The 22,679-nt window shown below is 60.5% G+C and carries 22 protein-coding genes and 1 tRNA gene; 14 read left to right on the top strand and 9 right to left on the bottom strand.

What is annotated here, in order from left to right; translation table 11 throughout:
• Positions 1-127: 127 nt before the first annotated feature.
• Complete coding sequence (locus YQ44_RS21815; protein WP_232250963.1) at positions 128-2,065, top strand: phospholipase D-like domain-containing protein; 1,938 nt, start codon at positions 128-130, stop codon at positions 2,063-2,065.
• Positions 2,066-2,166: 101 nt separating this feature from the next.
• Positions 2,167-3,096 (top strand): tetratricopeptide repeat protein, encoded by a 930-nt coding sequence (locus YQ44_RS21810; RefSeq protein WP_232250962.1) that lies wholly within the window; start codon positions 2,167-2,169, stop codon positions 3,094-3,096.
• A gap of 407 nt (positions 3,097-3,503) precedes the next feature.
• Here the strand turns inward: YQ44_RS21810 and YQ44_RS21805 are convergent.
• Together YQ44_RS21805 and YQ44_RS21800 are read right to left on the bottom strand one after the other, a co-directional pair.
• Positions 3,504-3,580: transfer RNA gene (locus YQ44_RS21805), tRNA-Pro, on the bottom strand.
• A 54-nt stretch (positions 3,581-3,634) separates the two neighbouring features.
• Positions 3,635-5,728: an AsmA family protein gene (locus YQ44_RS21800; RefSeq protein WP_071325177.1), complete on the bottom strand. Its 2,094-nt coding sequence runs from the start codon at positions 5,726-5,728 to the stop codon at positions 3,635-3,637.
• Positions 5,729-5,850: 122 nt separating this feature from the next.
• Here YQ44_RS21800 and YQ44_RS21795 point away from each other — a divergent pair, with 122 nt between their 5' ends.
• The 3 genes from YQ44_RS21795 to arsH are packed head-to-tail and all read left to right on the top strand — an operon-like array spanning position 5,851 to position 7,382.
• On the top strand, positions 5,851-6,207 hold the full coding sequence (locus YQ44_RS21795) for an ArsR/SmtB family transcription factor (protein WP_198043796.1): 357 nt from the start codon (positions 5,851-5,853) through the stop codon (positions 6,205-6,207).
• 14 nt (positions 6,208-6,221) lie between these two features.
• Positions 6,222-6,644 (top strand): arsenate reductase (glutaredoxin), encoded by a 423-nt coding sequence (arsC, locus tag YQ44_RS21790; RefSeq protein ID WP_071325176.1) that lies wholly within the window; start codon positions 6,222-6,224, stop codon positions 6,642-6,644.
• Between the two features lie 9 nt (positions 6,645-6,653).
• Positions 6,654-7,382: an arsenical resistance protein ArsH gene (gene arsH, locus YQ44_RS21785; RefSeq protein WP_071325175.1), complete on the top strand. Its 729-nt coding sequence runs from the start codon at positions 6,654-6,656 to the stop codon at positions 7,380-7,382.
• A gap of 86 nt (positions 7,383-7,468) precedes the next feature.
• Here arsH and ispB read toward each other — a convergent pair whose 3' ends face one another.
• Complete coding sequence (gene ispB / locus YQ44_RS21780) at positions 7,469-8,398, bottom strand: octaprenyl diphosphate synthase (RefSeq protein WP_232251320.1); 930 nt, start codon at positions 8,396-8,398, stop codon at positions 7,469-7,471.
• 364 nt (positions 8,399-8,762) lie between these two features.
• Between ispB and rplU the strand changes: the two genes are divergently transcribed.
• From rplU to proB, 5 genes are all read left to right on the top strand, one after another.
• Complete coding sequence (rplU, locus tag YQ44_RS28440; protein WP_038500602.1) at positions 8,763-9,074, top strand: 50S ribosomal protein L21; 312 nt, start codon at positions 8,763-8,765, stop codon at positions 9,072-9,074.
• A gap of 40 nt (positions 9,075-9,114) precedes the next feature.
• Complete coding sequence (rpmA, locus tag YQ44_RS28435; protein ID WP_070219281.1) at positions 9,115-9,387, top strand: 50S ribosomal protein L27; 273 nt, start codon at positions 9,115-9,117, stop codon at positions 9,385-9,387.
• A gap of 109 nt (positions 9,388-9,496) precedes the next feature.
• Complete coding sequence (gene obgE / locus YQ44_RS21765) at positions 9,497-10,606, top strand: GTPase ObgE (RefSeq protein ID WP_071325171.1); 1,110 nt, start codon at positions 9,497-9,499, stop codon at positions 10,604-10,606.
• A gap of 11 nt (positions 10,607-10,617) precedes the next feature.
• Positions 10,618-11,028, top strand: a complete 411-nt coding sequence (locus YQ44_RS21760) for a hypothetical protein (protein ID WP_071325170.1) — start codon at positions 10,618-10,620, stop codon at positions 11,026-11,028.
• Positions 11,029-11,055: 27 nt separating this feature from the next.
• Complete coding sequence (proB, locus tag YQ44_RS21755; RefSeq protein ID WP_071325169.1) at positions 11,056-12,174, top strand: glutamate 5-kinase; 1,119 nt, start codon at positions 11,056-11,058, stop codon at positions 12,172-12,174.
• Positions 12,175-12,232: 58 nt separating this feature from the next.
• Here the strand turns inward: proB and nth are convergent, their stop codons facing one another.
• Together nth and rsxB are read right to left on the bottom strand one after the other, a co-directional pair.
• Positions 12,233-12,880 carry an endonuclease III gene (gene nth / locus YQ44_RS21750; RefSeq protein WP_071325168.1) on the bottom strand — a complete coding sequence of 216 codons (648 nt, stop codon included), beginning with the start codon at positions 12,878-12,880 and terminating at the stop codon, positions 12,233-12,235.
• Entirely contained in the window at positions 12,877-13,608 is a 732-nt protein-coding gene (rsxB, locus tag YQ44_RS21745; protein WP_071325167.1) for an electron transport complex subunit RsxB, read from the bottom strand. The genes nth and rsxB overlap by 4 nt, the downstream gene beginning before the upstream one ends.
• A gap of 274 nt (positions 13,609-13,882) precedes the next feature.
• Between rsxB and YQ44_RS21740 the strand changes: the two genes are divergently transcribed.
• The 3 genes from YQ44_RS21740 (at position 13,883) to YQ44_RS21730 (ending at position 18,200) form a co-directional block, all read left to right on the top strand.
• Positions 13,883-14,704 (top strand): substrate-binding periplasmic protein, encoded by an 822-nt coding sequence (locus YQ44_RS21740; protein ID WP_232250961.1) that lies wholly within the window; start codon positions 13,883-13,885, stop codon positions 14,702-14,704.
• A gap of 122 nt (positions 14,705-14,826) precedes the next feature.
• Positions 14,827-17,391, top strand: coding sequence for a TonB-dependent receptor plug domain-containing protein (locus YQ44_RS21735; RefSeq protein ID WP_071325166.1), 2,565 nt, complete (start codon positions 14,827-14,829; stop codon positions 17,389-17,391).
• A 119-nt stretch (positions 17,392-17,510) separates the two neighbouring features.
• Entirely contained in the window at positions 17,511-18,200 is a 690-nt protein-coding gene (locus tag YQ44_RS21730) for a DOPA 4,5-dioxygenase family protein (RefSeq protein ID WP_071325165.1), read from the top strand.
• Positions 18,201-18,254: 54 nt separating this feature from the next.
• Here the strand turns inward: YQ44_RS21730 and YQ44_RS21725 are convergent, their stop codons facing one another.
• The 4 genes from YQ44_RS21725 to YQ44_RS21710 form a co-directional block, all read right to left on the bottom strand.
• Positions 18,255-19,475, bottom strand: coding sequence for a polyhydroxyalkanoate depolymerase (locus tag YQ44_RS21725; RefSeq protein WP_071325164.1), 1,221 nt, complete (start codon positions 19,473-19,475; stop codon positions 18,255-18,257).
• A gap of 274 nt (positions 19,476-19,749) precedes the next feature.
• On the bottom strand, positions 19,750-20,073 hold the full coding sequence (fdxA, locus tag YQ44_RS21720; RefSeq protein WP_010395176.1) for a ferredoxin FdxA: 324 nt from the start codon (positions 20,071-20,073) through the stop codon (positions 19,750-19,752).
• A 331-nt stretch (positions 20,074-20,404) separates the two neighbouring features.
• Positions 20,405-20,692 (bottom strand): protealysin inhibitor emfourin, encoded by a 288-nt coding sequence (locus YQ44_RS21715; RefSeq protein ID WP_071325163.1) that lies wholly within the window; start codon positions 20,690-20,692, stop codon positions 20,405-20,407.
• Positions 20,693-20,774: 82 nt separating this feature from the next.
• Entirely contained in the window at positions 20,775-22,172 is a 1,398-nt protein-coding gene (locus YQ44_RS21710; RefSeq protein ID WP_071325162.1) for a hypothetical protein, read from the bottom strand.
• A gap of 199 nt (positions 22,173-22,371) precedes the next feature.
• Between YQ44_RS21710 and YQ44_RS21705 the strand changes: the two genes are divergently transcribed.
• Complete coding sequence (locus tag YQ44_RS21705) at positions 22,372-22,656, top strand: polyhydroxyalkanoic acid system family protein (protein ID WP_071325161.1); 285 nt, start codon at positions 22,372-22,374, stop codon at positions 22,654-22,656.
• The last annotated feature ends 23 nt before the right edge of the window (positions 22,657-22,679 follow it).

Below are 22,679 nucleotides of genomic sequence, written 5' to 3'. Positions count from 1 at the left end.
GCGGTCAAATTTTGGGGATACGCACAAGATATCGACGAGTCTGGATATATCTGTGTCCCTGTTTGGAGCGTTTGTGATTTTGGCGATATCCGAAGCATGAGGCCATCACTTTCCCAAGGAGTACACCATGAGTGGCATGAACAGCAACGTAGGGCTCTACGAGCAAACGCTGTCCTATCGCGATAACGATGTTCCCCGCCAATGCCTTGCACAGCCCTGGTTTGTTCATGTTCCCTATCCTATCCATCCACCGCGTTATCGCTGTTTTATCGAACCATTGATTTGCGGAGAAGATGTCTTTCGAAAAATAGCCAAGGATTTGCAGCGCGCCAGGCATAGCGTCGACATCATCACATGGGGATTCGATCCCGGCATGGTGCTGGTGCGTGGCAAAAGCGCCGAGGATGGGGTGCGTTATGGAGACCTCTTGAAAATAATTGCCTCGCGCAAAACTGATCCGGTCAAAGTTCGTTTACTGATATGGCACGACAGTGTCGCAACGCAAGTGATCATGAGGAACAATCCAGGTTACTACGGTGGACGATTTCCCCACATCGGATGCGGAAAAAGCGGTTATTTCAGTGAATCCCATCAGGCCTATAACGCTGAGTGGTATGCGCAGGTGGGCAGCAGCGAAGTGCCGAACATCCACATTCACGTTCGCAGCGTTCCAATAAGCCTGCTAGAACAATCATTGACGGGAGAAGTGGCCCCCAATGGCTTTATGGCACAAGTCACCAAGAGGTTTGCCACACATCACCAGAAAATGCTGTTGATTGACTATGAAACTCCCGTCAATGCCACAGGTTATGTGATGGGACATAATTCGGTCACCGATTTCTGGGATACGGCAGAGCACCGCTTCCGCGACATCAGGCGGGAACGCATCTACCACATGGAGCATGTGAAACTGCAAAATGCGGCCTGGAAAGAGGGTGAATGCTATGACGGGGCAAGCCCGGGATACCGATTGAACTCAGGACAGCAGGCGGCCAAGGAGCGCCTCGTCCAGTCATACATCGACAAAAACAGCCATGTGGTGAAACCATATCAGGATGTATCTTGCCGCCTGCATGGCCCGATTTTATACGACCTCAATCATAATTTCTGCCAAGCCTGGGAAAAGTCCACCAGACCTCCCTCGCTCTTCATGGACACAGCGTGGCTTCTTGTTCCGCCAGTCTGGTTCGCCAAGCAGATCGGGAACTGGATTCATAACAAGATGGATGCAGACTTCATTGCGCGGCGCGCGAAGATACCATGGAGCGCGTTCAAACTACAAAACGGGCAGCATAATGTACAACTGCTGCGCACCGAGCCGCAGCATGCCGAAAAGAGCATCAAGGAATGCTACGCCAACCTGACTCGGCAAATGCTTCGCTACATCTTCATACAGAACCAGTACATTCAGTACACGCCTTGGGCGGAGCATCTTATCGAGTGCGTTGGTCGCCTGCGTTCGGCCGGCTACATGCAGCCGATTCATGTATTCATCCTGACTTCCACGCCGGAAGACAAGGGAATGGACTATCCGACTTACGACGTGGCCAGCCGGGTGGGCAGGAGCGAGGCGATGAAGGTAGAGCATGAAGAGGCTATCGAACTGGCGCAGAAGAAAAAAACCAAGCCGCCGATTACCGCAGAAGAACTAGGTGAACATGGCATCAATGTATTCATGGGTTCCCTGTGGACGTGCGCACAAGGCGAAGAGAGGTTGCGAGCGGAGGATTACGAGGAAATCTACATCCATGCCAAGGTAGCGGTCGTCGATGACGCCGCGTTCACCATCGGCTCGGCCAACCTGAATCTGCGCAGCATGGCGCTTGACAGCGAACTCAACGTGTTGAGTGAGGCGAAGGACGTGGCGTTTCAATTGCGCTGTGATTTGTTCAGCCAGTGCTCCGGGATGGCGGGACCGGCACAGTTTGGGGATATGCAGGAAATGTTCAAGCAATGGACAAAAATTGCTTCCAATAATTTTTTTTCAAGAACATCGGGAACGAGATTAAAGAGTCAGTTGAGTCCCTTCTATGTCGACCGCAAGCCTGGTTCACCTGTCATATAGCCATGAGCACCGCGCGGACACGGTGGATATATGCCTCTGCTCTACTAGCGGGGCTGGTTATTGGCGCATTTTCTCTCAATAACTATATCAAGGAGAAAAATTTGCATACCCTGCCCTATGGATTCCATAAGTTCAGTCTGTCTGATCCGCTCCCCGCGTGTGCTCGTTGGAAGGAACATATGCCGGCAACCCGCGATCCGGTGGCCTACCAGCTCTACATCGAGGCTCGCAAGGTATGGCGCAGCAAGATAGAGTGGCAACTCACGCACGAGGAGGCGACGCGAATTCTCACCGATGTGAGAAAAGCCGCCGATTTGGGGGACTGGGGTGCCCGCGCACTGATGGCCCATTTTTTTCTCGAAGGCCTGGGGCCGCTTGCATCGAATGAGGTGCTCAAGCCTGACGCGTATCAAGCGGTCGAAATCGCCCGCGTGGCGGCCAAGGCGATGCAACCTTGGGGCTTGTATGACCTCGGCGTAGCACATGAGCACGGCTATGGAGGGGCACACTACGATGTCGATTTGGCTTGGGCATATTATCTGAGGGCGGCCCAGCTCGGTAGTCCGGAGGCACAGATTGTGCTGGCTCAAGCATATAGCGAAGCAGGTCGCCAGGACGATGCGGTAATTATGCTGCAATGTGCATATCAACAGGGACACGCTGCTGCTGCCTATAACTTAGGTATTCAAGCAGAAGTTAAAAAACGTTATAAAGAGGCACTAGACTTATACCAAAATGGTACAAAATTTGGAAGTCGGGACTGTGCCGCCGCACTGGAGTTAATTTTTACGGATGGACATGGGCCTAACGCTGATGACGAAGATAAGGCTGGTTTTAAACTGCTCGGCATTAAGGCTGATGCGTCGAGAAAAGATCGGTACAACGCCATTTACGACGCGTTACAAATCAATCCCGACCTGAAGCTGAGTAGGCTTGACCAGGTACTCCCCTTGCCTCCGGCAGAATTACCTCCCTGGTCCAGTATCCAGGATGCGGTCGAGCCAGAGTCCCACGACAAGCCTGCGTACTGAGGGACACCCATGCCCGTCCAGTATCTCGCAACAGCAAACAGCACTTGTCGACGCTGGATATATTTCGTTGACTTGCTCGTGGCGCTAATCACTTGGCTTTTTTTATTCGCAACTACTTGCAGGAACTACTCTTGCTTGCTCTGCCATAGGGATTTAAAAATTTTGGCTTGAACGATCCGCTGCCAGCGGATGCTCGTTGGAGGGATCATATGTCGACAACCCGCGATCCGGCAGCAAATCCAACCATGTTCTTGATGCTGCCCCTGACAGGAGCGTCGCAATCGCTCGTGTGGTGGCCAAGGCGATGCAACCCTTGGTGCTGTATGACCTCGGCGTCGCGCATGAGCACGCTTATGGAGGTGCGCACTAAACGCTAAATTAACGTGGACTTACTACCTTGGGGTAGCTGGTCGGGGTGAGAGGATTCGAACCTCCGGCCTCTGCGTCCCGAACGCAGCGCTCTACCAGGCTGAGCCACACCCCGCATAGTCGTATTACAGCAGATGGCGGGGCGGCTTTCAAGCGGCTGCGTCAAGGTCTATTTCTTTTCCTGCTGGGCTTTCCTGATGTCCGCTGCGCTGACCTTTTTCGCCGGTGCATTCGTCGTCGGCGCGGTGGGATTTTTTCGCGTGGCGTTCGCCTGGGCCATGACGGCGGCGCAGTCCGTGTCGGGCGCCTTGTCGACATTGACTAACGGCAACAGGGCGGCCAGCGGCGTGACGACGGTGGCCAGGGCCACGGCGGCGCCCGCCTTCAGGGCCAGCGGGCCTTTTTGCGGGCCCACGTCCGGGTTCTTGAACGTGCCTTTCGCGTACAGCGGCGTGCGCAGGGTGATGATGCGGGCGCCCTTGGTGCGCGGGCGCACGTCGAGGTCCAGGGTTTCCTGCGCCAGGTTGACGTTGCCTGTCACGTTCACGACGGCCGTATCCGTGTCGAGCACGAAACGGCGCACGTTCGCCAGGCCGTTCGTGACGGCGAAATCGCTGGCCAGGCAGTTCAGGTGTACCTGCTTGTCGCCGAAGATTTTCACGAAGACGGCATTGGCCAGGTTCAGGCCGGCCAGTTCCAGCATGAACTGGCTGACGGAGCCTTCGCTGACGGTGGCCGCCAGTTCGCCATTCGCGCTGGCCAGCATGGCCGAGATGGAATTGCCGTGGCCGGTGAGCGCCGCGTCGCCATACACTTCACCGTAGCTGGCCTGCATCGATTGCAGCTTGGGAAACAGTTCGCGTATCTTGAGGTGGCGCGCGGCCACCTTGGCTTGCGCGGCGATGGTTTTCTGGCGGCCGTCGAGCGAAATATTCGAGGTGATGTCGCCGCCGGCCATGCCGAAGTTGAGCGGCGTCAAGCTCAGCACCTTGTCCTTCATGTGGATGTCGGCGACGATGTCGGTCAGGGGAACGTCGTGCGTGCGCACCAGCTTCTTGCCCGTGAATTTCACGTCGGCATCAAGCGCATCCCATTTGGCCGTATTGAACTGTTCCACCGGCAAGGCCTTGCTGTCCGGCTGCACGGGGGCCTTGCCGCGCGCCTGCTTCTGCGCATTGCTGTCGGCGCCGATGGTGGGGCCCAGGTCTTCCAGGCGCAGTTGCTGCGACGTCACTTCGCCGCGCAGCAAGGGACGCGGCTGGCGTGGCAGGTATTGCAGGGTGCCGGCCAGATCGCTCTTGCCCACCGTGCCCTTGAAGTTTTGATAGGTCCAGTTCCAGATATCGCCTTCCTTCTTGCCCAGCAGCCGTCCCCTGGTGGCGTAGTCCGGGGTTTCCGGCAGCAGCACGCCTGTCAGCGGGTACAGGTCCGCCATGCTGGCGCCGGCCAGGCTCAGCTGCAAGTCGATGCCGGACAGCGAACGCGGGTCCGTCAGCGTGCCATCGATGCTGGCCTTGTTCTTGCCCAGCACGGCATGGGCCTGCACGGGATAGACGGTGTTGTTATCGGTCAATGACAGCACGGCGCCCGCCTTGCCGCCGCCCGTGACGGGCGCCTTGCGGTAGCTGCCGCCCAGGCTGAAGGCGATGCCGTACTTTTCCACGGGCGCGCTTCCTGACGCGTCGCCCGGCGTGGCGTCGGGCGCCGTCGAACTGACCTTGGCGCGCAGGTCCAGTGCGATGCCCTCGTCGAGGTAGCGGATGGCGCCGTCGCCGAAGGCCATGCGCTGGATTTCCACTTCCCATGGCGAGGGGCCGTTGTCCTTCAAGGTCCAGCTGTTGCTGCCGTCGGCGCGCCGCTGCAGGGCGATCTGCGGCGCGTCCAGCGCCAGGTCCGTCAGTACCACCCTGTGCTGCAGCAGCGGCAGCGGGTGGATGGCCACGTCGATGCGCTTGGCGCTGGCCAGTTGCGGGCCGGCCGTGACCCAGTCCGGGTTGCTCATGCGCACGTCCTGGGCGCTGATGACGGGACGTGGCACGTAGCGGCGCCAGCCCGGTTCCGTCTTCAGTCCCTGCCGCCATTGCACCCGCAGGTCGCCGCCGATGACGAAGGTACGGCCCGTACTTGCCGACACCTTCTCATTGATGTAGGGGCGGGCGCGGTTCCAGTCGAAGGTCAGCACAAGGATGACCACGATGGCGATGAGGGCCAGCAGGGCGGCCAGGCTCCAGCCGAGGATTTTCAGGGGTGTCGAGCGTGTCATGGGATGCCGATCGCAGTAATTTTTCATCAAGGTAGACCGATAGGCCATATCGGTCGGTGCGCTAGGTTACGTACGCAGCGCGATCGCTGGCATTGATTCCATAATTCGAGTATTATTGAATTATGGAAAATGAAAACACAGTCGCGACGCAAGCGACACCACTGACGAGCACGGCCGCCATCGCGGCGCTGGCCGCGCTGGCGCAGGAATCGCGGCTGGCCGTCTTCCGCCTGCTGGTGCAGACGGGGCCGCAAGGCCTGGCCGCCACGAAAATCGCCGAGGCGCTGGCCATCGCGCCGTCATCGCTGTCGTTTCACTTGAAGGAATTGGCGCATGCCAAGCTGGTGACGGCGAGCAAGGCAGGGCGTTCCATCATCTACACGGCCAATTACGCGGGCATGAACGGGCTATTGGCTTTCCTGACGGAAAACTGCTGCGCGGGCGCGCCCTGCTGCGTGCCGGACACCACCACTTTATAGAAGGACATCACGACATGACGATCACGATTTATCACAACACGGCGTGCGGCACCTCGCGCAACACCCTGGCGCTGATCCGCAATACGGGCGTCGAGCCCGTCATCATCGATTACGTCAAGAACCCGCCGTCGCGCGAGGAGCTGCTGGACCTGATCGCCCGCGCCGGCCTCTCCGTGCGCGCCATCATGCGCGACAAGGGCGCCCTGTACGAGGAACTGGGCCTGGCCAATGCGGATTTGCCCGATGCGGTCCTGCTCGACGCCATGCAAGCCCATCCGATCCTCATCAACCGCCCCATCGTCGTCACGGAACTGGGCGTGCGCCTGTGCCGGCCGTCGGAAAAGGTGCTGGACATCCTGCCGTTGCCGCAGCAGGGGGCATTTGCCAAGGAAGACGGCCAGCCCGTGGTGGGCGCCGACGGCAAGCCGGTGGCTTGAGGGGGAAGCATGGAGGATCTGCCGAATATCAGCGCCGCCCACCTGGACGTGCCCAGCCTGGACAAGCTGGCGCCAGCACAGCTGTCGACGCATGCGCCGCGCATCTTGCTGCTATATGGTTCGCTGCGCGAGCGCTCGTACAGCAAGCTGATGACCCTGGAGGCGGAGCGCATCCTGCGCCATTTCGGCGCCGACACGCGCGTGTTCGATCCGCACGGCTTGCCCATGGTCGACAGCGTGTCGCCCGAGCATCCGAAAGTGCAGGAGCTGCGCGAACTGTCGCTGTGGTCGGAAGGGCAGGTGTGGTGCAGTCCCGAACGGCATGGCGCCATGACGGGCGTGTTTAAATCGCAGATCGACTGGCTGCCGCTGGAAACGGGTAGCGTGCGTCCGACGCAGGGACGGACCCTGGCCGTGATGCAGGTATCGGGCGGCTCGCAATCGTTCAACGCCGTCAACGGCTTGCGCGTGCTGGGACGCTGGATGCGCATGGTGACGATTCCGAACCAGTCGTCGGTGGCCAAGGCGTATCAGGAATTCGACGATGACGGCCGCATGAAGCCGTCGCCGTACTACGAACGCCTGGTCGACGTGATGGAGGAATTGTACAAATTTACCTTGCTGGTGCGCGACCGCCGCGATTACCTGGGCAGCCGCTACAGCGAGCGGCTGGAAGCGGAGCCGGCCATCGTGCGCGCATTGGCGGGCGCGGCCATGGAGCATGAGAGCAAGCAGTAAACAGCAGATGGCGAGCAGCAAATAATGACAAGCAATAAAAAACGGCGCTACTGGCGCCGTTTTTTATGGAGGCTGGTCAAACGCGATCAGTGATTGCGGTCCACGGCAAACGAGCACAGTTGCAGCATGGATTGCTTGTAGACACTGTCGGGCCAGCCGGCGATGGCATCGGCGGCGCGCTGGCCGGCGATTTCCGCCTGCTGGCGCGTGTAGTCGAGCGCGCCGCTGCTGGTGATGGCAGCCAGGATGGCGTCGAAATGCTGCTCGTCGCCCTGCTCGATGCAGCTGCGCACCAGTTCGCGCTGTTCCGGCGTGCCGTTTTCCATCAGCCAGATCAACGGCATGGTCGGTTTGCCTTCGCGCAAGTCGTCGCCCACGTTCTTGCCGATTTCGGTGGCGTCGCCTGCATAGTCGAGCACGTCGTCGATCAGCTGGAAGGCCGTGCCCAGCGAGCGGCCGTATTCGGCAGCCGCTTCGATGTCGTTTTCGCTGGCGCCGGCGATCAGGGCGCCCAGTTGCGCCGATGCCTCGAACAGTTTCGCCGTCTTCGAGCGGATGACGTTCAGGTAGCTCTCTTGCGTCACGTCGGGATCGTGCATGTTCAGCAACTGCAGCACTTCGCCTTCGGCGATCACGTTGGTGGCGTCGGACAGGATTTGCATGACGCGCATATTATTCAGCGAGACCATCAGCTGGAACGAGCGCGAGTGCAGGAAGTCGCCCACCAGCACCGAGGCCGCATTGCCGAACAGGGCATTGGCCGTCTGGCGCCCGCGGCGCATCGACGATTCATCGACGACGTCATCGTGCAGCAGGGTAGCGGTGTGGATGAATTCGACCACGGCGGCCAGCTCATGGTGCGCCGTGCCGCGATAGGCGTGGGCATTGGCCACCAGCAAGATCAGCACGGGGCGGATGCGTTTGCCACCGGCGCTGATGATGTATTCGGCGATCTGGTTGATCAGAATCACATCGGAATGCAGTTTTTGGCGGATCACCGTATTGACTGCGTCCATATCGGCGGCAATCGTTTGCACGATGGTGTTTTGGTTAACGTGTTTGTTAGCGTCAGACAAGGCGAACCTGCAATAGATTGTGGGTGCCGAGATTATACGACATGGCTTGCACGCGCGTGATGTTTGCCTATGACTGTAGAGCAATTGATTGTGCTTGTTGTCATGGGCGCGGCTTTTCCTGTCCGCCTTGCGCAAGCCTGACATGGTGTCCAGGTTGTCGACATACCACGATCATCGGCCTTTGTGAATAGTTTTTGACGCAATTTCACAGGCCATGTATAATTGCAGGTTCCCCCTGTTGTGTACGGCTTGCTTTGCAGAGCGGTGGGACAAATTCTTTCAACATTTGATGAGGTTTCAAATCATGTACGCGGTCATAAAAACCGGTGGCAAACAATACAAAGTTGTCGCTGGCGAAAAACTTAAAGTAGAACAGATACCGGCAGACATTGGTTCCGAAATCACCATCGATCAAGTTCTCGCAGTAGGCGCGGGCGACACCATTAAATTTGGTGCGCCATTGGTCGAAGGTGCAACGGTACTGGTTACGGTTGTGGCGCATGGTCGCCATGATAAGGTCAAAATTTTCAAGATGCGTCGTCGTAAGCACTACCAAAAGCATCAAGGCCATCGCCAGAATTTTACCGAAATCCAAATCGTTTCGATCAACGGCTAATCGCCGCTGTTTGAATTAATCAGCTATCAAGGAGTCTTAAATGGCACATAAAAAAGGCGGCGGCACAACGCGAAACGGCCGTGATTCAGAATCAAAGCGTCTGGGCGTTAAAGTCTACGGCGGCCAAGCTATCAATGCTGGCGGCATCATCATTCGTCAACGCGGCACCCCAGTGCGCGCCGGCGAAGGCGTAGGCATGGGCAAGGACCACACTCTGTTCGCGTTGATCGCTGGCAAAGTGAAGTTCGTTGTCAAAGGTGCTGGCTCGAAGCAATTCGTGACCGTTGTACCAAACGAAGCAGTACCAGCGTAATTCATCGCGGAGCGCGTGCTCCGCTGTGATCGCATGATGTAAGGCGCAAGCCTTCAATCGAAAGGCTCTGCCCAAGGTAGAGCCTTTTTAGTTTTATGGCGGCAAAATTATGAAGTTTATCGACGAAGCAAAAATCGAAGTCATCGCGGGCGATGGCGGCAACGGCTGCGCCTCTTTCTGCCGTGAAAAATTCCGGCCTTTCGGCGGTCCCGATGGCGGCGATGGCGGCAAGGGCGGGTCCATCTGGGCCGTCGCCGACCGCAATATCAACACGCTCGTCGATTTCCGTTTCTCCAAAATGCACAAGGCTCGCAATGGCGAGCCTGGCCGTGGCGCAGATTGCTATGGCAAGGGCGCGGATGACATCCACCTGCGCATGCCTGTTGGCACCTTGATCATCGACAACGCGAGCGGCGAAATCCTGGCCGATTTGACCGAACACGGCCAGATCGAACTGCTGGCCAAGGGCGGTGAAGGCGGCTGGGGCAATATCCACTTCAAGTCCTCGACCAACCGCGCGCCGCGCCAAAAAGGCGAGGGCAAGGAAGGCGAACGCCGCGAACTGCGCCTGGAACTGAAAGTGCTGGCCGACGTGGGCCTGCTGGGCATGCCGAACGCCGGCAAGTCGACGTTCATTTCGGCCGTCTCGAACGCGCGCCCGAAAATTGCCGATTATCCCTTTACCACCCTGCACCCGAACCTGGGCGTCGTGCGCGTGTCGCACGAGAAGAGCTTTGTGATCGCCGATATTCCCGGCTTGATCGAAGGCGCTTCCGAAGGCGCGGGCCTGGGCCATCAATTCCTGCGCCACTTGCAGCGCACGGGTCTGCTGTTGCACATCGTCGACCTGGCGCCGTTTGAAACCAATGTCGATCCTGTCAAGGAAGCCAAGGCGCTGGTCAAGGAATTGAAGAAATATGACGAGTCGCTGGTCGACAAGCCGCGCTGGCTGGTGTTGAACAAGCTCGACATGGTGCCGGAAGAAGAGCGCAAGAAGATCGTCAAGGACTTCCTCAAGCGTTTCGCCTGGAAAGGTCCCGTTTTCGAGATTTCCGCGCTGAACCATCAAGGTTGCCCGGAACTGGTGAATGCGATTTACCAGCATCTGGAAGAGAAAAAACACAGCGAAAGCCGTGCCGAAGAAACGCAGATGACCGAAGAAGCACGCGGTATCTCGTCGATCGACCCGGATGATCCGCGTTTCAAGATTCTCGACTAAGCGTTACCCTGATGTCGGTACAGACGGCCGCTGTCGCGCCAGCGCGCAAGCAAGCGTGGCAGCGCCGTGTATTGCATCTGATCGCGTATGCTTACGGGCTGAGCGCGGTCGCCTGCCTGCTGTTCGCCGACGAGATGGCGGCCGGCATGGGCATCTTCCTCAATGGCGTCAACGGCTACAGCCAGTTCTACGCTTCCCATGTCGGTGTCTGGGGCGCTACCGCGCTCCTGGCGCTGTTCGCGGCACGGCAGGGCGAACCGCCCGTCTTCAGCGATATCACTGCAATGTTGGTCCTGGCGCAGCCCGCCGGCCGTTTATTCGCGGCCATCAGCTTCGGCTTGCCCCAGGGTTTTGTGTTGTTCATGTGCGCAATGGAACTGCTGGCGGGGCTGCTCTTGCTGCTGCTGCGTCCTGCGCGCTGACGTTTATTAAGTGAAGAGCGCCGCCCCATGGATTCCGTGATTCAAAAAGCTACCCGCATCATCATCAAAGTCGGCTCCTCGCTGGTCACCAACGATGGCCGCGGACTCGACCATGCCGCCATCGCGCGCTGGGCCGCGCAGATAGCCGGCTTGCGTGCGCTGGGCAAGGAAGTCGTGCTCGTCAGCTCCGGCGCCATCGCCGAAGGCATGCTGCGCCTCGGTTTCGAGCAGCGCCCCACCGATATCCACGAATTGCAGGCGTGTGCCGCCGTGGGGCAGATGGGCCTGGCGCAAATCTATGAAAGCAGCTTCCGCGCCCACCAGCTGGGCACGGCGCAGGTGCTGCTGACGCACGCCGACCTGGCCGACCGCGAACGCTACCTGAACGCCCGCTCCACCCTGACGACGCTGCTGCGCCTGGGCGTGGTGCCGATCATCAATGAAAACGACACGGTCGTCACCGATGAAATCAAGTTCGGCGACAACGACACCCTGGGCGCGCTGGTCGCCAACCTGATCGAGGCCGATGCGCTCGTCATCCTGACGGACCAGCACGGCTTGTTCTCGGCCGACCCGCGCAAGGACCCCAACGCATACCTGATCACGCAGGGCATCGCCGGCGATCCGGCCCTGGAAGCGATGGCCGGCGGCGCCGGCAGCAGCCTGGGGCGCGGCGGCATGCTGACGAAGATCCTCGCCGCCAAGCGCGCCGCCAAGTCCGGCGCCCACACGATTATCGCCTGGGGCCGCGACAGCGACGTGCTCAGCCGTCTTGCCCAGGGCGAGGCGATCGGCACGGAATTGCGGGCGCAAACGGGGCAGTTGACGGCGCGCAAGCAGTGGATGGCCGATCACCTGCATACGGCCGGCGCCGTCGTGCTCGACGCGGGCGCCGTGCAAAAGCTGCGCCAGGAAGGCAAGTCCCTGCTGCCGATCGGCGTGACGGGCGTGAATGGCGAGTTCGGCCGTGGCGCCGTGATCACCTGCGTCGATGCCGCCGGCGTGCCCGTGGCGCGCGGCCTGTCGAATTACACGAGCGGCGAAGCGCGCCGCATCATGCGCAAACCTTCCACGGAAATCGAGGCGATTCTCGGCTACATGGAAGGCCATGAGCTGATTCATCGCGACAATATGGTCTTGCTGTAAGCGCTTACTTGCAGGCAGCACGATGTCAAAACGGCCCTTGCGGGCCGTTTTTTTTGCCTTACACCACGGCCGGCATCGGCGACTTGTTCTTGTAATCGCACAGGTCGGCGATCATGCAGTTCCAGCATTGCGGCTTGCGCGCCGTGCACGTGTAGCGGCCGTGCAGGATGAGCCAGTGGTGGGCGTCGTGCAGGAATTCCTTGGGGATGAATTTCAGCAGCTTCTGCTCGACGATATCGACATTCTTGCCCGGCGCAATGCCCGTGCGGTTCGAGACGCGGAAGATATGCGTGTCGACGGCCATGGTCGGTTCGCCAAAGGCCGTGTTCATCACCACATTGGCCGTCTTGCGGCCCACGCCCGGCAGCGCTTCCAGCGAGGCGCGGTCGCGCGGCACTTCGCCGCCGTGCTGCTCGAGCAGGATCTGGCAGGTGGCGATGACGTTCTTCGCCTTGGTGCGGAACAGGCCGATGGTGCGGATATAGCTTGCCAGCTCGTCGACGCCCAGCGCCAGCATCTGGGCCGGCGTATTGGCGACCGGATACAGCAGCCGCGTGGCCTTGTTGACGGACACGTCCGTCGCCTGCGCAGACAGCAGCACGGCGATCAGCAGTTCGAACGGCGTCGTGTATTCGAGTTCCGTTTTCGGGGAAGGGTTGGCGGCGCGAAAGCGCGTAAAGATTTCCAGGCGTTTGGCAGCGTTCATGCGTCTTTTTTCGGGGTGGTAGGGGCTGGCTGGGAGGTGTCCGTGCTGGCGGCCGCGGCCTTGGCGCGCGCGCGCTCCATGGCGGCGGCGATGATGGCGCGCTTGCGTTCCTTTTCCGCCTGTTCGTCGGGCGTGACGGGGACTTCCTGCGTCACTTCCCGCATCTTGGCGACGGCCTTGGCGGCCAGGCGCGCCTCGTTTTCCTCTGTTTCGCGGCGCAGGCGCTGCGTGCGGAAATCGTGGCGCGCGCGCGCGTCGTCCGCCTCCATCTGGCTCCAGGCATCCCAGCCCGTGGCGTCGCCGCTGACGGGGTACATGACGATGCAGTCGACGGGGCAGGGCGCCACGCACAGGTCGCAGCCCGTGCACAGGCTGGTGACCACCGTATGCATCTGCTTGGCGGCGCCCACGATGGCGTCCACGGGACAGGCCTGGATGCACAGGGTACAGCCGATACACAGCGATTCGTCGATATAGGCGACGGATCGCGGACGTTCGAGGCCGTTGACGGGATTGAGTGGAATGACTTTTTTGCCCAGCAAGCTGGCCAGGCGCACGATGCCTTGCGCGCCGCCGGGCGGGCACTGGTTGATGTCGGCATTGCCGGCGGCGATCGCTTCCGCATACGGGCGGCAGCCGTTGTAGCCGCATTTGGTGCACTGCGTCTGCGGCAGTACATCTTCGATCTGGTCGGCAAGTGAGGGAGGGGCAGGGTGCGGCACGGTCATCTTCCACGGTAAAACGCCATTATCGGCCATCCGGGCCGCGCACAAGGAAAAACCTGTCTTGCGGCAGGGGATAGCGTGCCGGTAGCACGGCTGTTGCAGGCGCGCCGCAATCGTATTTTATTTCCCACGGGAATGTCAAAGTGCAAATAAACAACTTTGAAATTTCTTTTTTTTATGGGAGCATGATTTTTATCAAGAAAGTCATCAAGAAAGCCGACCGCCAGTCCTGTCATCGCACTTGCCCGGCAAGGCGAGCAGGCCATAGGAGCAGAGCATGCGTTTCCTCCGGACAGTTGGTTTGCCCTTCTGTTTATTCGTCCTGTCTGCCGTGGCCCATGCCCAGGCGGCCTCTCCCGTGGCGGCGCCCGGCGCCTCCGCTTCGCGCATCGTCCGCTTCGCCGCGGAAGACTGGCCACCCTTCATCAGCCGCAGCCTGCCTGCCGATGGCATGTCAGGGGCGATGGTCAGCGCCATCTTCGAACGCATGGGCTATGTCGCCAAATACGAGTATTTTCCATGGAAGCGCGCCATGCAGTTCGGCCTGGCCAGTCCCCGTTACGCGGGTTTCCTGGCCGTCTGGCGCACCCCCGAACGGGAAAAACTCTGTCACTTTTCGGTTCCGGTTGGCAATACGCAGGGCGTGCTCGCGTATCTGAAGGAAGATGGCGTCCCTGGCGCCAGCCTGGCCGAGCTGGGCAAGCTGCGCATCGGCACCGTGGCCGGCTACTCGAACGGCGAGCAGTTCGATGGCATGGTGGCGCGCGGCGAGCTGAGGACGGAAGAGGGCTTGAACGATGCCACCAACCTCAAGAAACTCTTGATCAAGCGCTATCGCGTGATCGTCATCGAGCGCCATGTCTTGCAGCATTTGCTGATGGGCCGCAATTTCAGCAAGGCCGAGCGCGAACGCATCGGCACCATCGAGTCCGTCTTCAAGGAGCGCCCCGTGCACGTGTGCTTCCAGCGCGATGCGGAAGGCGCGGCGTGGCAAAAGCGTTTCAACGAGGCGGCGCGCGACGTCGACACGGCCCGCCTCGAACGCGATTACTGGAAGCGCCTGGACCAGAGCCTGGCCACGGCGCCAGCGCCTCCCTGACGCGCCGCTGTTGCACGTTGCCAAAACGAAATATCTAAATACGAAACCATTCGTTCTTGTTTGTTTGTCCATCCTTTAGTCTGCAACCACTGTGTTGACGACTCTTGAAAGGATGTTTTCGTATGCTGCAACTGAATGACAGGCAAGGCTCCACCCCGCGCTTGCGGCAATTGGCGCAAGCCGTGCCGGCTGCCATGCTCGTGCTGACCGCGTCCGGCGTGGCCCATGCGCAAACGGCGCCGGCAGGCGACGGCGTGCTGGGCGCCAGCCCGCTGGAAGCCGTGATCGTCACGGGCGCGCGCGGCACGGGCCGCACGGTGGCCAACAGCGCCGCGCCCATCGATGTGATCAGCGCGCAGCAACTGCTGGCGACCGGCAAGCTGAACCTGCTCGATGCGCTGGACACGGCCTTGCCGTCGTTCAATTTGCCAGCCCGCGTGCAGCCCGACCTGGGCAGCATCGTGCGCGCGGGCCAGCTGCGCAACCTGGACCCATCGCACACGCTGGTGCTGGTCAATGGCAAGCGCCGGCATACGACGGCCATCGTCAATGAGGATGGCTTTCCCGGTTCCGTGGCCACCGACCTGGCCCTGATTCCCACGGGCGCCATTGCCCGCGTGGAAATCCTGCGCGATGGCGCCTCGGCCATCTACGGTTCCGATGCCATCGCCGGCGTCATCAACATCATCCTGAAGTCGGATGACAAGCTCAGCGCCAGCACGCAACTCGGTTCCACCTACGCGGGCGATGGCACGAACGGTTACGTGCGCGTCGATGGCGGCACGCGATTGGGCGAACGCGGCTTTGCCCACTTCGGCGCCGAAGTCCAGCGCCAGGGCATTGCCGTGCGTAACTTCGGCTTGAACCCCGGCTACCTGTCGTATCCGGCCGTGCGCAACAGCGACGGCCAGCTGGTGAAGCTGGGACCGAACAACAGCTTGCCGGCCGGCGCCTCGCCGAACCCGGCCGAAGCGACGCGCAACAGCAATCCGTGGCGCAACACGGGCGTACCGCAAAGCACGACCGCCTCGCTCAGCGCCAACCTCGGCTATGACGTGTCGCCCGACGTGCAACTGTACGGCTTCGGCACGTATGCGCACCGCGACGCCCGTTCGGCGCAGAATTTCCGCTTGCCCAATACCATCTTCAATAACAACCGTGGCTTGCTGTCCGTGTATCCGGATGGTTTCACGCCGTATGAAACGACGAGTGAAAACGATTTTTCGCTGACGGGCGGCATCAAGGGCGAGACGGGCGGCTGGGCCTGGGACCTGAGCACGACGTATGGCCGCGACGATATCGACGTGGGCGTGGAACACTCGGCCAACTATTCGCTCACTTACCCTGGCGGCAAGACGGATTTTGATATTGGAAACCAGCGCTACAGCCGCTCGACGACGAATGCGGACCTGCGCCGTCCCGTGCAACTGGGATGGGCCGAGCCGGCCGATTTCAGCGTCGGTCTCGAATACTCGCATGAAACGCAGCAGCGCAGCCCGGGCGAGCCTGCGTCTTACCAGGGCAGCGGCTCGTCGGCACTGGCCGGCTACCTGCCCGTCGACGCATCCGACACGGCGCGCCACAGCTATGCCGCATATATCGGCCTGGGCGCGAAACTGACGCCGCAGTTGCTGCTCGACACGGCCCTGCGCGCCGAGAAATATTCGGACTTCGGCAGCAAGACGACGGGGCGCTTGTCCGCGCGCTTTGACGTCACGCCCGCCGTGGCCGTGCGCGGCACCGTCAGCAATGGCTTCCACGCACCGAGCCTGGTGACGCAATCGTACTCGAACACGTCCGACCATGCGGGCGTGCCCTATACCCTGGCGCAACCGAATTCGGCTGCGGCGCGGGCCCTCGGCGCGCAACCTTTAAAGCCGGAAAAATCGACGAATCTGTCGGCCGGCCTGACGTTCCATCCTGCGTCGACCTTGCGCCTGGCCGTTGACGCGTATCAAATCAAGGTCAGCGACCGCCTGGGCGTGTCGTCGAACATCGGCATCGACCGCAGTTCGGGCGTGGCGCTCGATGGCAGTGGCCGGCCCTTGACGGCGGCACAGGCGAGCGTGATTGAAAACCTGCTGCGCTCGGCGGGGCTGACGGTGGGCAATGGCCTTGTCGCCCATTACTTTGCGAATGTGGGCGACACGCGCACGCGCGGCATCGACTTCACGGCCGAGGACGTGCTGCGCGTGGCCGACGGCAAGCTGCGCTGGACCGCGGCGGCCAATTTCAACCGCACTAGCCTGGTGGGCAAGGCGGAGCTGCCGGCCGTGCTGCAAGGCTTGCCGAACATCGGCACCCTGAGCAAGTCGGCCGAGTACGACTTGCTGTACCGGGCGCCGCGCGACAAGGAAATTGTCACGCTGGCGTATGAAAAAGCGGGCTGGACGGTGAACGTGCGCGAGACGCGCTACGGCAAGCTCAAGCGCCTGAACGCCATCACGGGCGGCGACTACCAGCTGAAGGCCGCCTTCGTGACGGACATCAGCGTCGGCTATGACGTCAGCAAGCGCATCAACGTGACGGTGGGCGCCAACAATGTGTTCGACCAGAAGCCGAGCCAGGTGCCGCGCGAGGCGCGCAGCGCGTCAAACCTGGCGCAGTACACGGGCGCGTATGACAACTCGGGGCCGCTGGGGGTGTTGGGCGGCTACTACTACGCGCGCGCCACCGTGTCCTTTTAATCGTGCTCAAAAAAGGCCATGGCGGTCGCCGTACGTTCGTACGGTCTTCGGCCTTGTGCCTAGCCCTGGCCTTTTCCTTGAGCGCGCTTTATTACTCATCTACAAATTAGGAACTTACAATGTCTGACAATCATCAACACGCGGCCATCGACCTGGAGTGGGCGAATCTGCTGTCGCCGCAGCGCCGCACGGTCTTGCGGGGCGGCGGACTGGTGGCGGCGCTGGCCGCTTCGGGCCTGGCCGGTACCGCCCTGGCGCAGGATGGTGCCGTCAAGCGCGTGCAAGACGTCAAACCAGCGGTGCCGGGCAAGAGTCCGTGGGGCGAGCATACGGATACGGCGCCCACGCCCCGTCCCGTCAGCGTGCGACCCGGCGAGGAAACCTTGCCGAGCAAGCCGCGCGCCTACACGGATATCGAGAGTTATCACGCGCACATCTATTTTGACGAAGACAGCTACCAGAAGGCGGCGCTGATACGCAAGTGGGCTGCCGAGCGCTTCCAGATCGAACTGGGCGACTGGAACCTGGAACCGCGCGGCCCGCACGTGACGCCGTCATTCTATTTCGGCTTCACCAATGATCTGTTGCCCGTGATCGTGCCGTGGCTGCAGCTGAACAGCCTGGGCCTGACGATCTTGATCCATCCGAATACGGAAGATCCGCGCGCCGATCACCTGTATTACGCGCTGTGGGTAAACCGCTCGCAACCGGTGAATGGCTATGCGATGAAGAAGCCGGGGCCGGGCGAGCCGAGAGTCGAGCAGATCTTTGTCAATACGCGCCCGACGGTGAAAATCGAACGCGCATGAAAAAACGGCACGCCAGCGATGCTTGGCGTGCCGTTTTGGCGGGAATAATGCGGATCAGGAATGCTTCTGGATGAATTCGCCGATTTTCGGGCAAATGATTTCGCGCCAGCGGCGGCCAGAGAAGATGCCGTAATGGCCACATTTTGGTGCCACGAAGTCTTGCTGCATGTCGGCAGGTATGCCGGAACACAAGTCGTGTGCCGCCTGCGTCTGGCCGGCGCCGGAAATGTCGTCCAGTTCGCCTTCCACCGTGAACAGCGCCACATTCGTGATGTCTTGCGGACGCACGAGCTGGCCGCCGACCTTCCACGTGCCCATCGGCAGGCTGAATTCCTGGAAGACGGTCTTGATCGTTTCCAGGTAGTACTCGGCCGGCATGTCGAGTACGGCGTTGTACTCGTTGTAGAACTGGCGATGGCCTTCCGCCGGCTCGTCGTCGCCCGTCACCAGGTGCATGTAGAACTCGCGGTGGCTTTGTGCGTGGCGGCCCGGATTCATGGCGATGAAGCCGGCGTGCTGCAGGAAGCCCGGATACACCTTGCGGCCAAAGCCCGGGTAGTTCGGTGGCACCGCATAGATCACGGTGTTTTCAAACCACGAGAATTTCTTTTCCGTCGCCAGGTTGTTCACTTGTGTGGGCGAACGGCGCGGGTCGATCGGACCGCCCATCATGGTCATGGTTTTCGGCATGTGCGGGTCTTTCGCCGTCGCCATCAGCGAGATGGCGGCCAGCACGGGCACGGTCGGTTGACAGACGGAAATCACATGCAAATCAGGCGCCAGCAGGCGGATGAACTCTTGCACATAATAAATGTAGTCGTCCAGGTGGAACGGGCCTTCCGTCAGCGGTACCATGCGCGCGTCCGTCCAGTCGGTGATGTAGACATCGTGCTCGGCCAGCAAGCCGCGCACGGTATCGCGCAGCAGGGTCGAGTGGTGACCGGACAGGGGGGCAACCAGCAAAACTTTGGGCTGTTGCAAGCCAGTGGCTTCTTTTTTGAAGTGAATCAGGCGGCAAAACGGTTTTGTCACGACAACGTGTTCGAGGATGTCGACGCTCTCGCCTTTGACGAGAACGGATTGGATATCGAATTGTGGTTTTTCGTAGTCTTTGCCAAGGCGGTACATCAGCTCGTAGCCGGCTGCGATGCGTTGCGAAAACGGGGTGTGGGCCAGTGGAGAAACCGGGTTGGTAAATAACTTGGAGGACATGTCTGCCCATTGCATCACCGGAGTGAGGAAGGAGCGTTGCAGTTCGTGCAGTTGGTAAAGCATATAGAGTCCTTGTTTGATTCCAAGCGCCAATATCGGCTCAAATATCATAATCCAATTTTACGATGTTTGTTGAGGACAAAATGTGCTTTACCGCGCACAGGGCCACAGTTTGCGCATAGTTGTGACGGCGCGCCACAGTTGTGTGGTTGCACAGGCAATCATGTTTTAAAAGTAAAAAAGCAGCGTTTCCGCTGCTTTTTTTGTGTCGATGGCCCCCTTGCGCCGCTGTCGGGGCGTGCCCCGGTGCGCATTGTTGGCCGAATCTGCCGTGTGCTTAGCGCACCAGCATGTCGAGCTTGTCCTTGACGTCCTTGTATTGCTCGGCTTCCGGCAATGCCGCCTTGGTCTTGGTGATCGAAGGCCAGTTACGGGCCAGATCGACGTTGATCTTGATGAAGGCTTGCTGGTCGCCCGGCACGTCCTCTTCCGCGAAAATCGCGTTCACCGGGCACTCTGCCACGCAGACTGCGCAGTCAATACATTCGTCCGGATCGATTGCCAGGAAGTTCGGGCCTTCCCGGAAACAATCTACCGGGCAGACATCGACGCAGTCGGTATAGCGACAGGCGATGCAGGATTCGGTGACAACGTGGGTCATAACAGTCCTATCAATATGGGGGAGGTGCTGTAGCGCCTGCAGGAACCTCGGCGGCGCATACTAAAGCAAAGCATTGTATTTTAAGGCAATTCGCTATTTCTCACAAATCCCGCTTATATACAATACATATAAGCAAATTCATTTTTTGGCGGCGCCGTTGCTGCGCAGAGAGGGCAGTTCGACGACTATCCATGACGTTGGCATGGAGAACGCGGCAAGAAAGCGACAGTCGCCTGCCGCGTGGCAATGCAGGGCAGGTGGCGTAGTGCCGTGGCATGTGGTGTTTTTGCTTTACTCAAGTCAAGAGCGGTACAACTAAATTGCAGAAAACTCATGCGCTGGCGCGTATCTGCGCCACCAGCTGTTGCCAGCGAGCATTTTCAGCGCTGCCATCCTCGGCAAACGTGATCGTACGGCGCGCGGCGGGCGCGTCAACCGTGATGCTCCACTGGGGAATGTCGGCGCCGACCTGCACGCCTGCAGCTTGATCTTGGGTGAAAAAACCGCTGCTGGCCAGCGCCGCCTCCAGGTTGCGGCCGGCGGGATGGGCTTGCGTATCGATTTCATAATGTTCGCTCAGGCCGGCAAAGCCGCCGCTGCTGCGGGCTGAAATTTTCATGCTGCTCCCTGCTGTGGATGGTGGTGGTGTGGCTGTCATTTGTACTGCGTGTCGCATCTGGCGGGGGCGCCGGTTACGGTGACTATCGGGGGCCATAACTGCGGCACCAGGCTGCCAGCGCCTCGCGTTCCGCTTCGAGCAATTGGTCCGATTCGCTGTATTCCGCATGGTTCATGGTACCGCAGCAGGCGCGCCGGTCCTGCACGGCGCCATCTTCGTCGACGACATCGGCGGCAAACGGCATCTGGACGTCCGCCGTCATGGCGCCGGCCTTCAGTACTTCGCGCACGGTAAAACTGTTGCGGATGAAGTCCAGGTAGGCGCCATTGCCGTCGGCCTGGGCAATCGTCAGCATGTGGTTGGCCACGTCGGCGTAGGTGGCTGCCTGGTCGGGCGATGCCACCAGGGCGCGCAGGACGAGGCTGCGCAGGTAATCGCCGCAGCGGTGCAGCACGGCCGCGTCGTCTTCCAGCTGGGGCTGGCGTTCGTGGGCAAAGATGTCGGCCAGGATGTCGTAGATGGCGCCCGTAAACACTTGCGAGATGGCGTGTACTTCCGTGCCCGCCTCGGACAGCTTGATGTCGTTGTCGGCATTGCGCAAGCCGTTCGGGCGCCCCAGCGCCAGGCCGAACTGCTCGGCCAGGTCGGCCAGGAAGGTCTTGTCGTGCAGGTCGGACTTGGTCTGGGCGATCACGGCTTCCACCTGGTCCAGCTGCGACAGGGCCAGGAAGATCGCCGTCAGGTCGCCGAACGATTCGTGCAGGCCGCCCGTCTGCGGTGGATTGTTGCTGAGCAGCCAATTCGGCTTCAAGCCATCGAGCACGGCGTGGCCCGTTTCATGCGAGACGATGTCGAGCGAGCGGCAGGTGTAGACGCGCTCGGTGGCGCCGCTGGGGATGAAGTCGCCGAACTTGAGGGCCTTGTCGCTGCGGCTGTAATAGGCGTTCATGACATTGGGCAAGCCGTGCGGAAACACGCGCAGGGGCGCCGTGTTGCTGGCGCTATTCCATTGCCATGGCAGCGGCGGCGCCGTGTCGTTGCTGGCCAGCGCGCGCTGGTACATGGTGAGCGTCATGCGCACGATGGCATAGGTGTGGACGGCGTCGAACTGGTCGGTATTGGGCGAGACGATGAAGTCGCCGAAGGCATTCGGGCTGACCTGGGCGATGCCCGGTTCGCCAAACGTGATGCGCGCGTCGCGCGGGCCCTGCAGGATCAGGCCGGGCAGGAAGGCCTTGCGCGTGCCCAGCTCGCTGACGGACGGATCCTGCTTCCAGATCAGCACGCGCGAGCCGATGGGCACGGCTTCAAGCTTGCGCGTGGCGGGATCGAGCACGCGGGGCGGACCCGGCTGCAGGGTGAGCTGCGCATTCTTGCGGTGCTGGCGGTAGGGCGCCGACGGCGTGGGGACATAGCCGACGGGCAGGGACACGCATTGGGTCAGCACGGCTTCGACCGGCACGATGACTTTCTGGTCCATGATAGCTCTCCAAGACACGCGCAGCTGGAACAGGAATAGTCGGCCCGCATCGCTTGCTACGGTTTGATGCAGCGCAAGCGATGCAGAGGAAAACGCAGGTTTTTTCGGCGTGCCGACGCTGGCCGCGGCCGCGCCTGCCGCAGCGCGGCTGGTATGATGCTGGCCGTATTGCCCCCGTTTTTAATAAAAGGATCGTTTGATGGCGGATATAAATATAGTTCAGCAACATAAGCTGACAGCGGTAAAGGCGCGTGAAGCGGCGCAGCAAGTGGCCGACAAGCTGGCCCAGGAATATGACCTGGCGTGCGCCTGGGATGGCGACGTGCTGCGTTTCGAGCGCAGCGGCGTCGATGGTTCGCTGACGCTTGAAAAAGAGCAGGCGCAACTGCAAATCAAGCTGGGTTTCATGCTCAGCGCCTTCGCCTCCACGATTGAAGGCAAGATCGCCGAGAAGATGCGTAAGGTGTTTACCGAGCCAGCCTGACGGCCTTGCACCCGCTTGTCTGG

It is taken from the genome of Janthinobacterium sp. 1_2014MBL_MicDiv (assembly GCF_001865675.1).
GTDB lineage: Bacteria > Pseudomonadota > Gammaproteobacteria > Burkholderiales > Burkholderiaceae_D > Janthinobacterium.
The sequence above is the reverse complement of the archived record's forward strand: the minus strand, read 5'-3'. Positions and strand labels throughout refer to the sequence as shown.

Coding starts and splice junctions, on each gene's coding strand:
- YQ44_RS21815 (WP_232250963.1), top strand. CDS start 128: ATGAGTGGCATGAACAGCAACGTAGGGCTCTACGAGCAAACGCTGTCC.
- obgE (WP_071325171.1), top strand. CDS start 9,497: ATGAAGTTTATCGACGAAGCAAAAATCGAAGTCATCGCGGGCGATGGC.
- YQ44_RS21735 (WP_071325166.1), top strand. CDS start 14,827: ATGCTGCAACTGAATGACAGGCAAGGCTCCACCCCGCGCTTGCGGCAA.
- arsC (WP_071325176.1), top strand. CDS start 6,222: ATGACGATCACGATTTATCACAACACGGCGTGCGGCACCTCGCGCAAC.
- nth (WP_071325168.1), bottom strand. CDS start 12,880: ATGAACGCTGCCAAACGCCTGGAAATCTTTACGCGCTTTCGCGCCGCC.
- rplU (WP_038500602.1), top strand. CDS start 8,763: ATGTACGCGGTCATAAAAACCGGTGGCAAACAATACAAAGTTGTCGCT.
- YQ44_RS21715 (WP_071325163.1), bottom strand. CDS start 20,692: ATGAAAATTTCAGCCCGCAGCAGCGGCGGCTTTGCCGGCCTGAGCGAA.
- YQ44_RS21740 (WP_232250961.1), top strand. CDS start 13,883: ATGCGTTTCCTCCGGACAGTTGGTTTGCCCTTCTGTTTATTCGTCCTG.
- fdxA (WP_010395176.1), bottom strand. CDS start 20,073: ATGACCCACGTTGTCACCGAATCCTGCATCGCCTGTCGCTATACCGAC.
- YQ44_RS21730 (WP_071325165.1), top strand. CDS start 17,511: ATGTCTGACAATCATCAACACGCGGCCATCGACCTGGAGTGGGCGAAT.
- ispB (WP_232251320.1), bottom strand. CDS start 8,398: ATGGACGCAGTCAATACGGTGATCCGCCAAAAACTGCATTCCGATGTG.
- arsH (WP_071325175.1), top strand. CDS start 6,654: ATGGAGGATCTGCCGAATATCAGCGCCGCCCACCTGGACGTGCCCAGC.
- YQ44_RS21795 (WP_198043796.1), top strand. CDS start 5,851: ATGGAAAATGAAAACACAGTCGCGACGCAAGCGACACCACTGACGAGC.
- proB (WP_071325169.1), top strand. CDS start 11,056: ATGGATTCCGTGATTCAAAAAGCTACCCGCATCATCATCAAAGTCGGC.
- rpmA (WP_070219281.1), top strand. CDS start 9,115: ATGGCACATAAAAAAGGCGGCGGCACAACGCGAAACGGCCGTGATTCA.
- YQ44_RS21710 (WP_071325162.1), bottom strand. CDS start 22,172: ATGGACCAGAAAGTCATCGTGCCGGTCGAAGCCGTGCTGACCCAATGC.
- YQ44_RS21800 (WP_071325177.1), bottom strand. CDS start 5,728: ATGACACGCTCGACACCCCTGAAAATCCTCGGCTGGAGCCTGGCCGCC.
- rsxB (WP_071325167.1), bottom strand. CDS start 13,608: ATGACCGTGCCGCACCCTGCCCCTCCCTCACTTGCCGACCAGATCGAA.
- YQ44_RS21725 (WP_071325164.1), bottom strand. CDS start 19,475: ATGCTTTACCAACTGCACGAACTGCAACGCTCCTTCCTCACTCCGGTG.
- YQ44_RS21760 (WP_071325170.1), top strand. CDS start 10,618: ATGTCGGTACAGACGGCCGCTGTCGCGCCAGCGCGCAAGCAAGCGTGG.
- YQ44_RS21705 (WP_071325161.1), top strand. CDS start 22,372: ATGGCGGATATAAATATAGTTCAGCAACATAAGCTGACAGCGGTAAAG.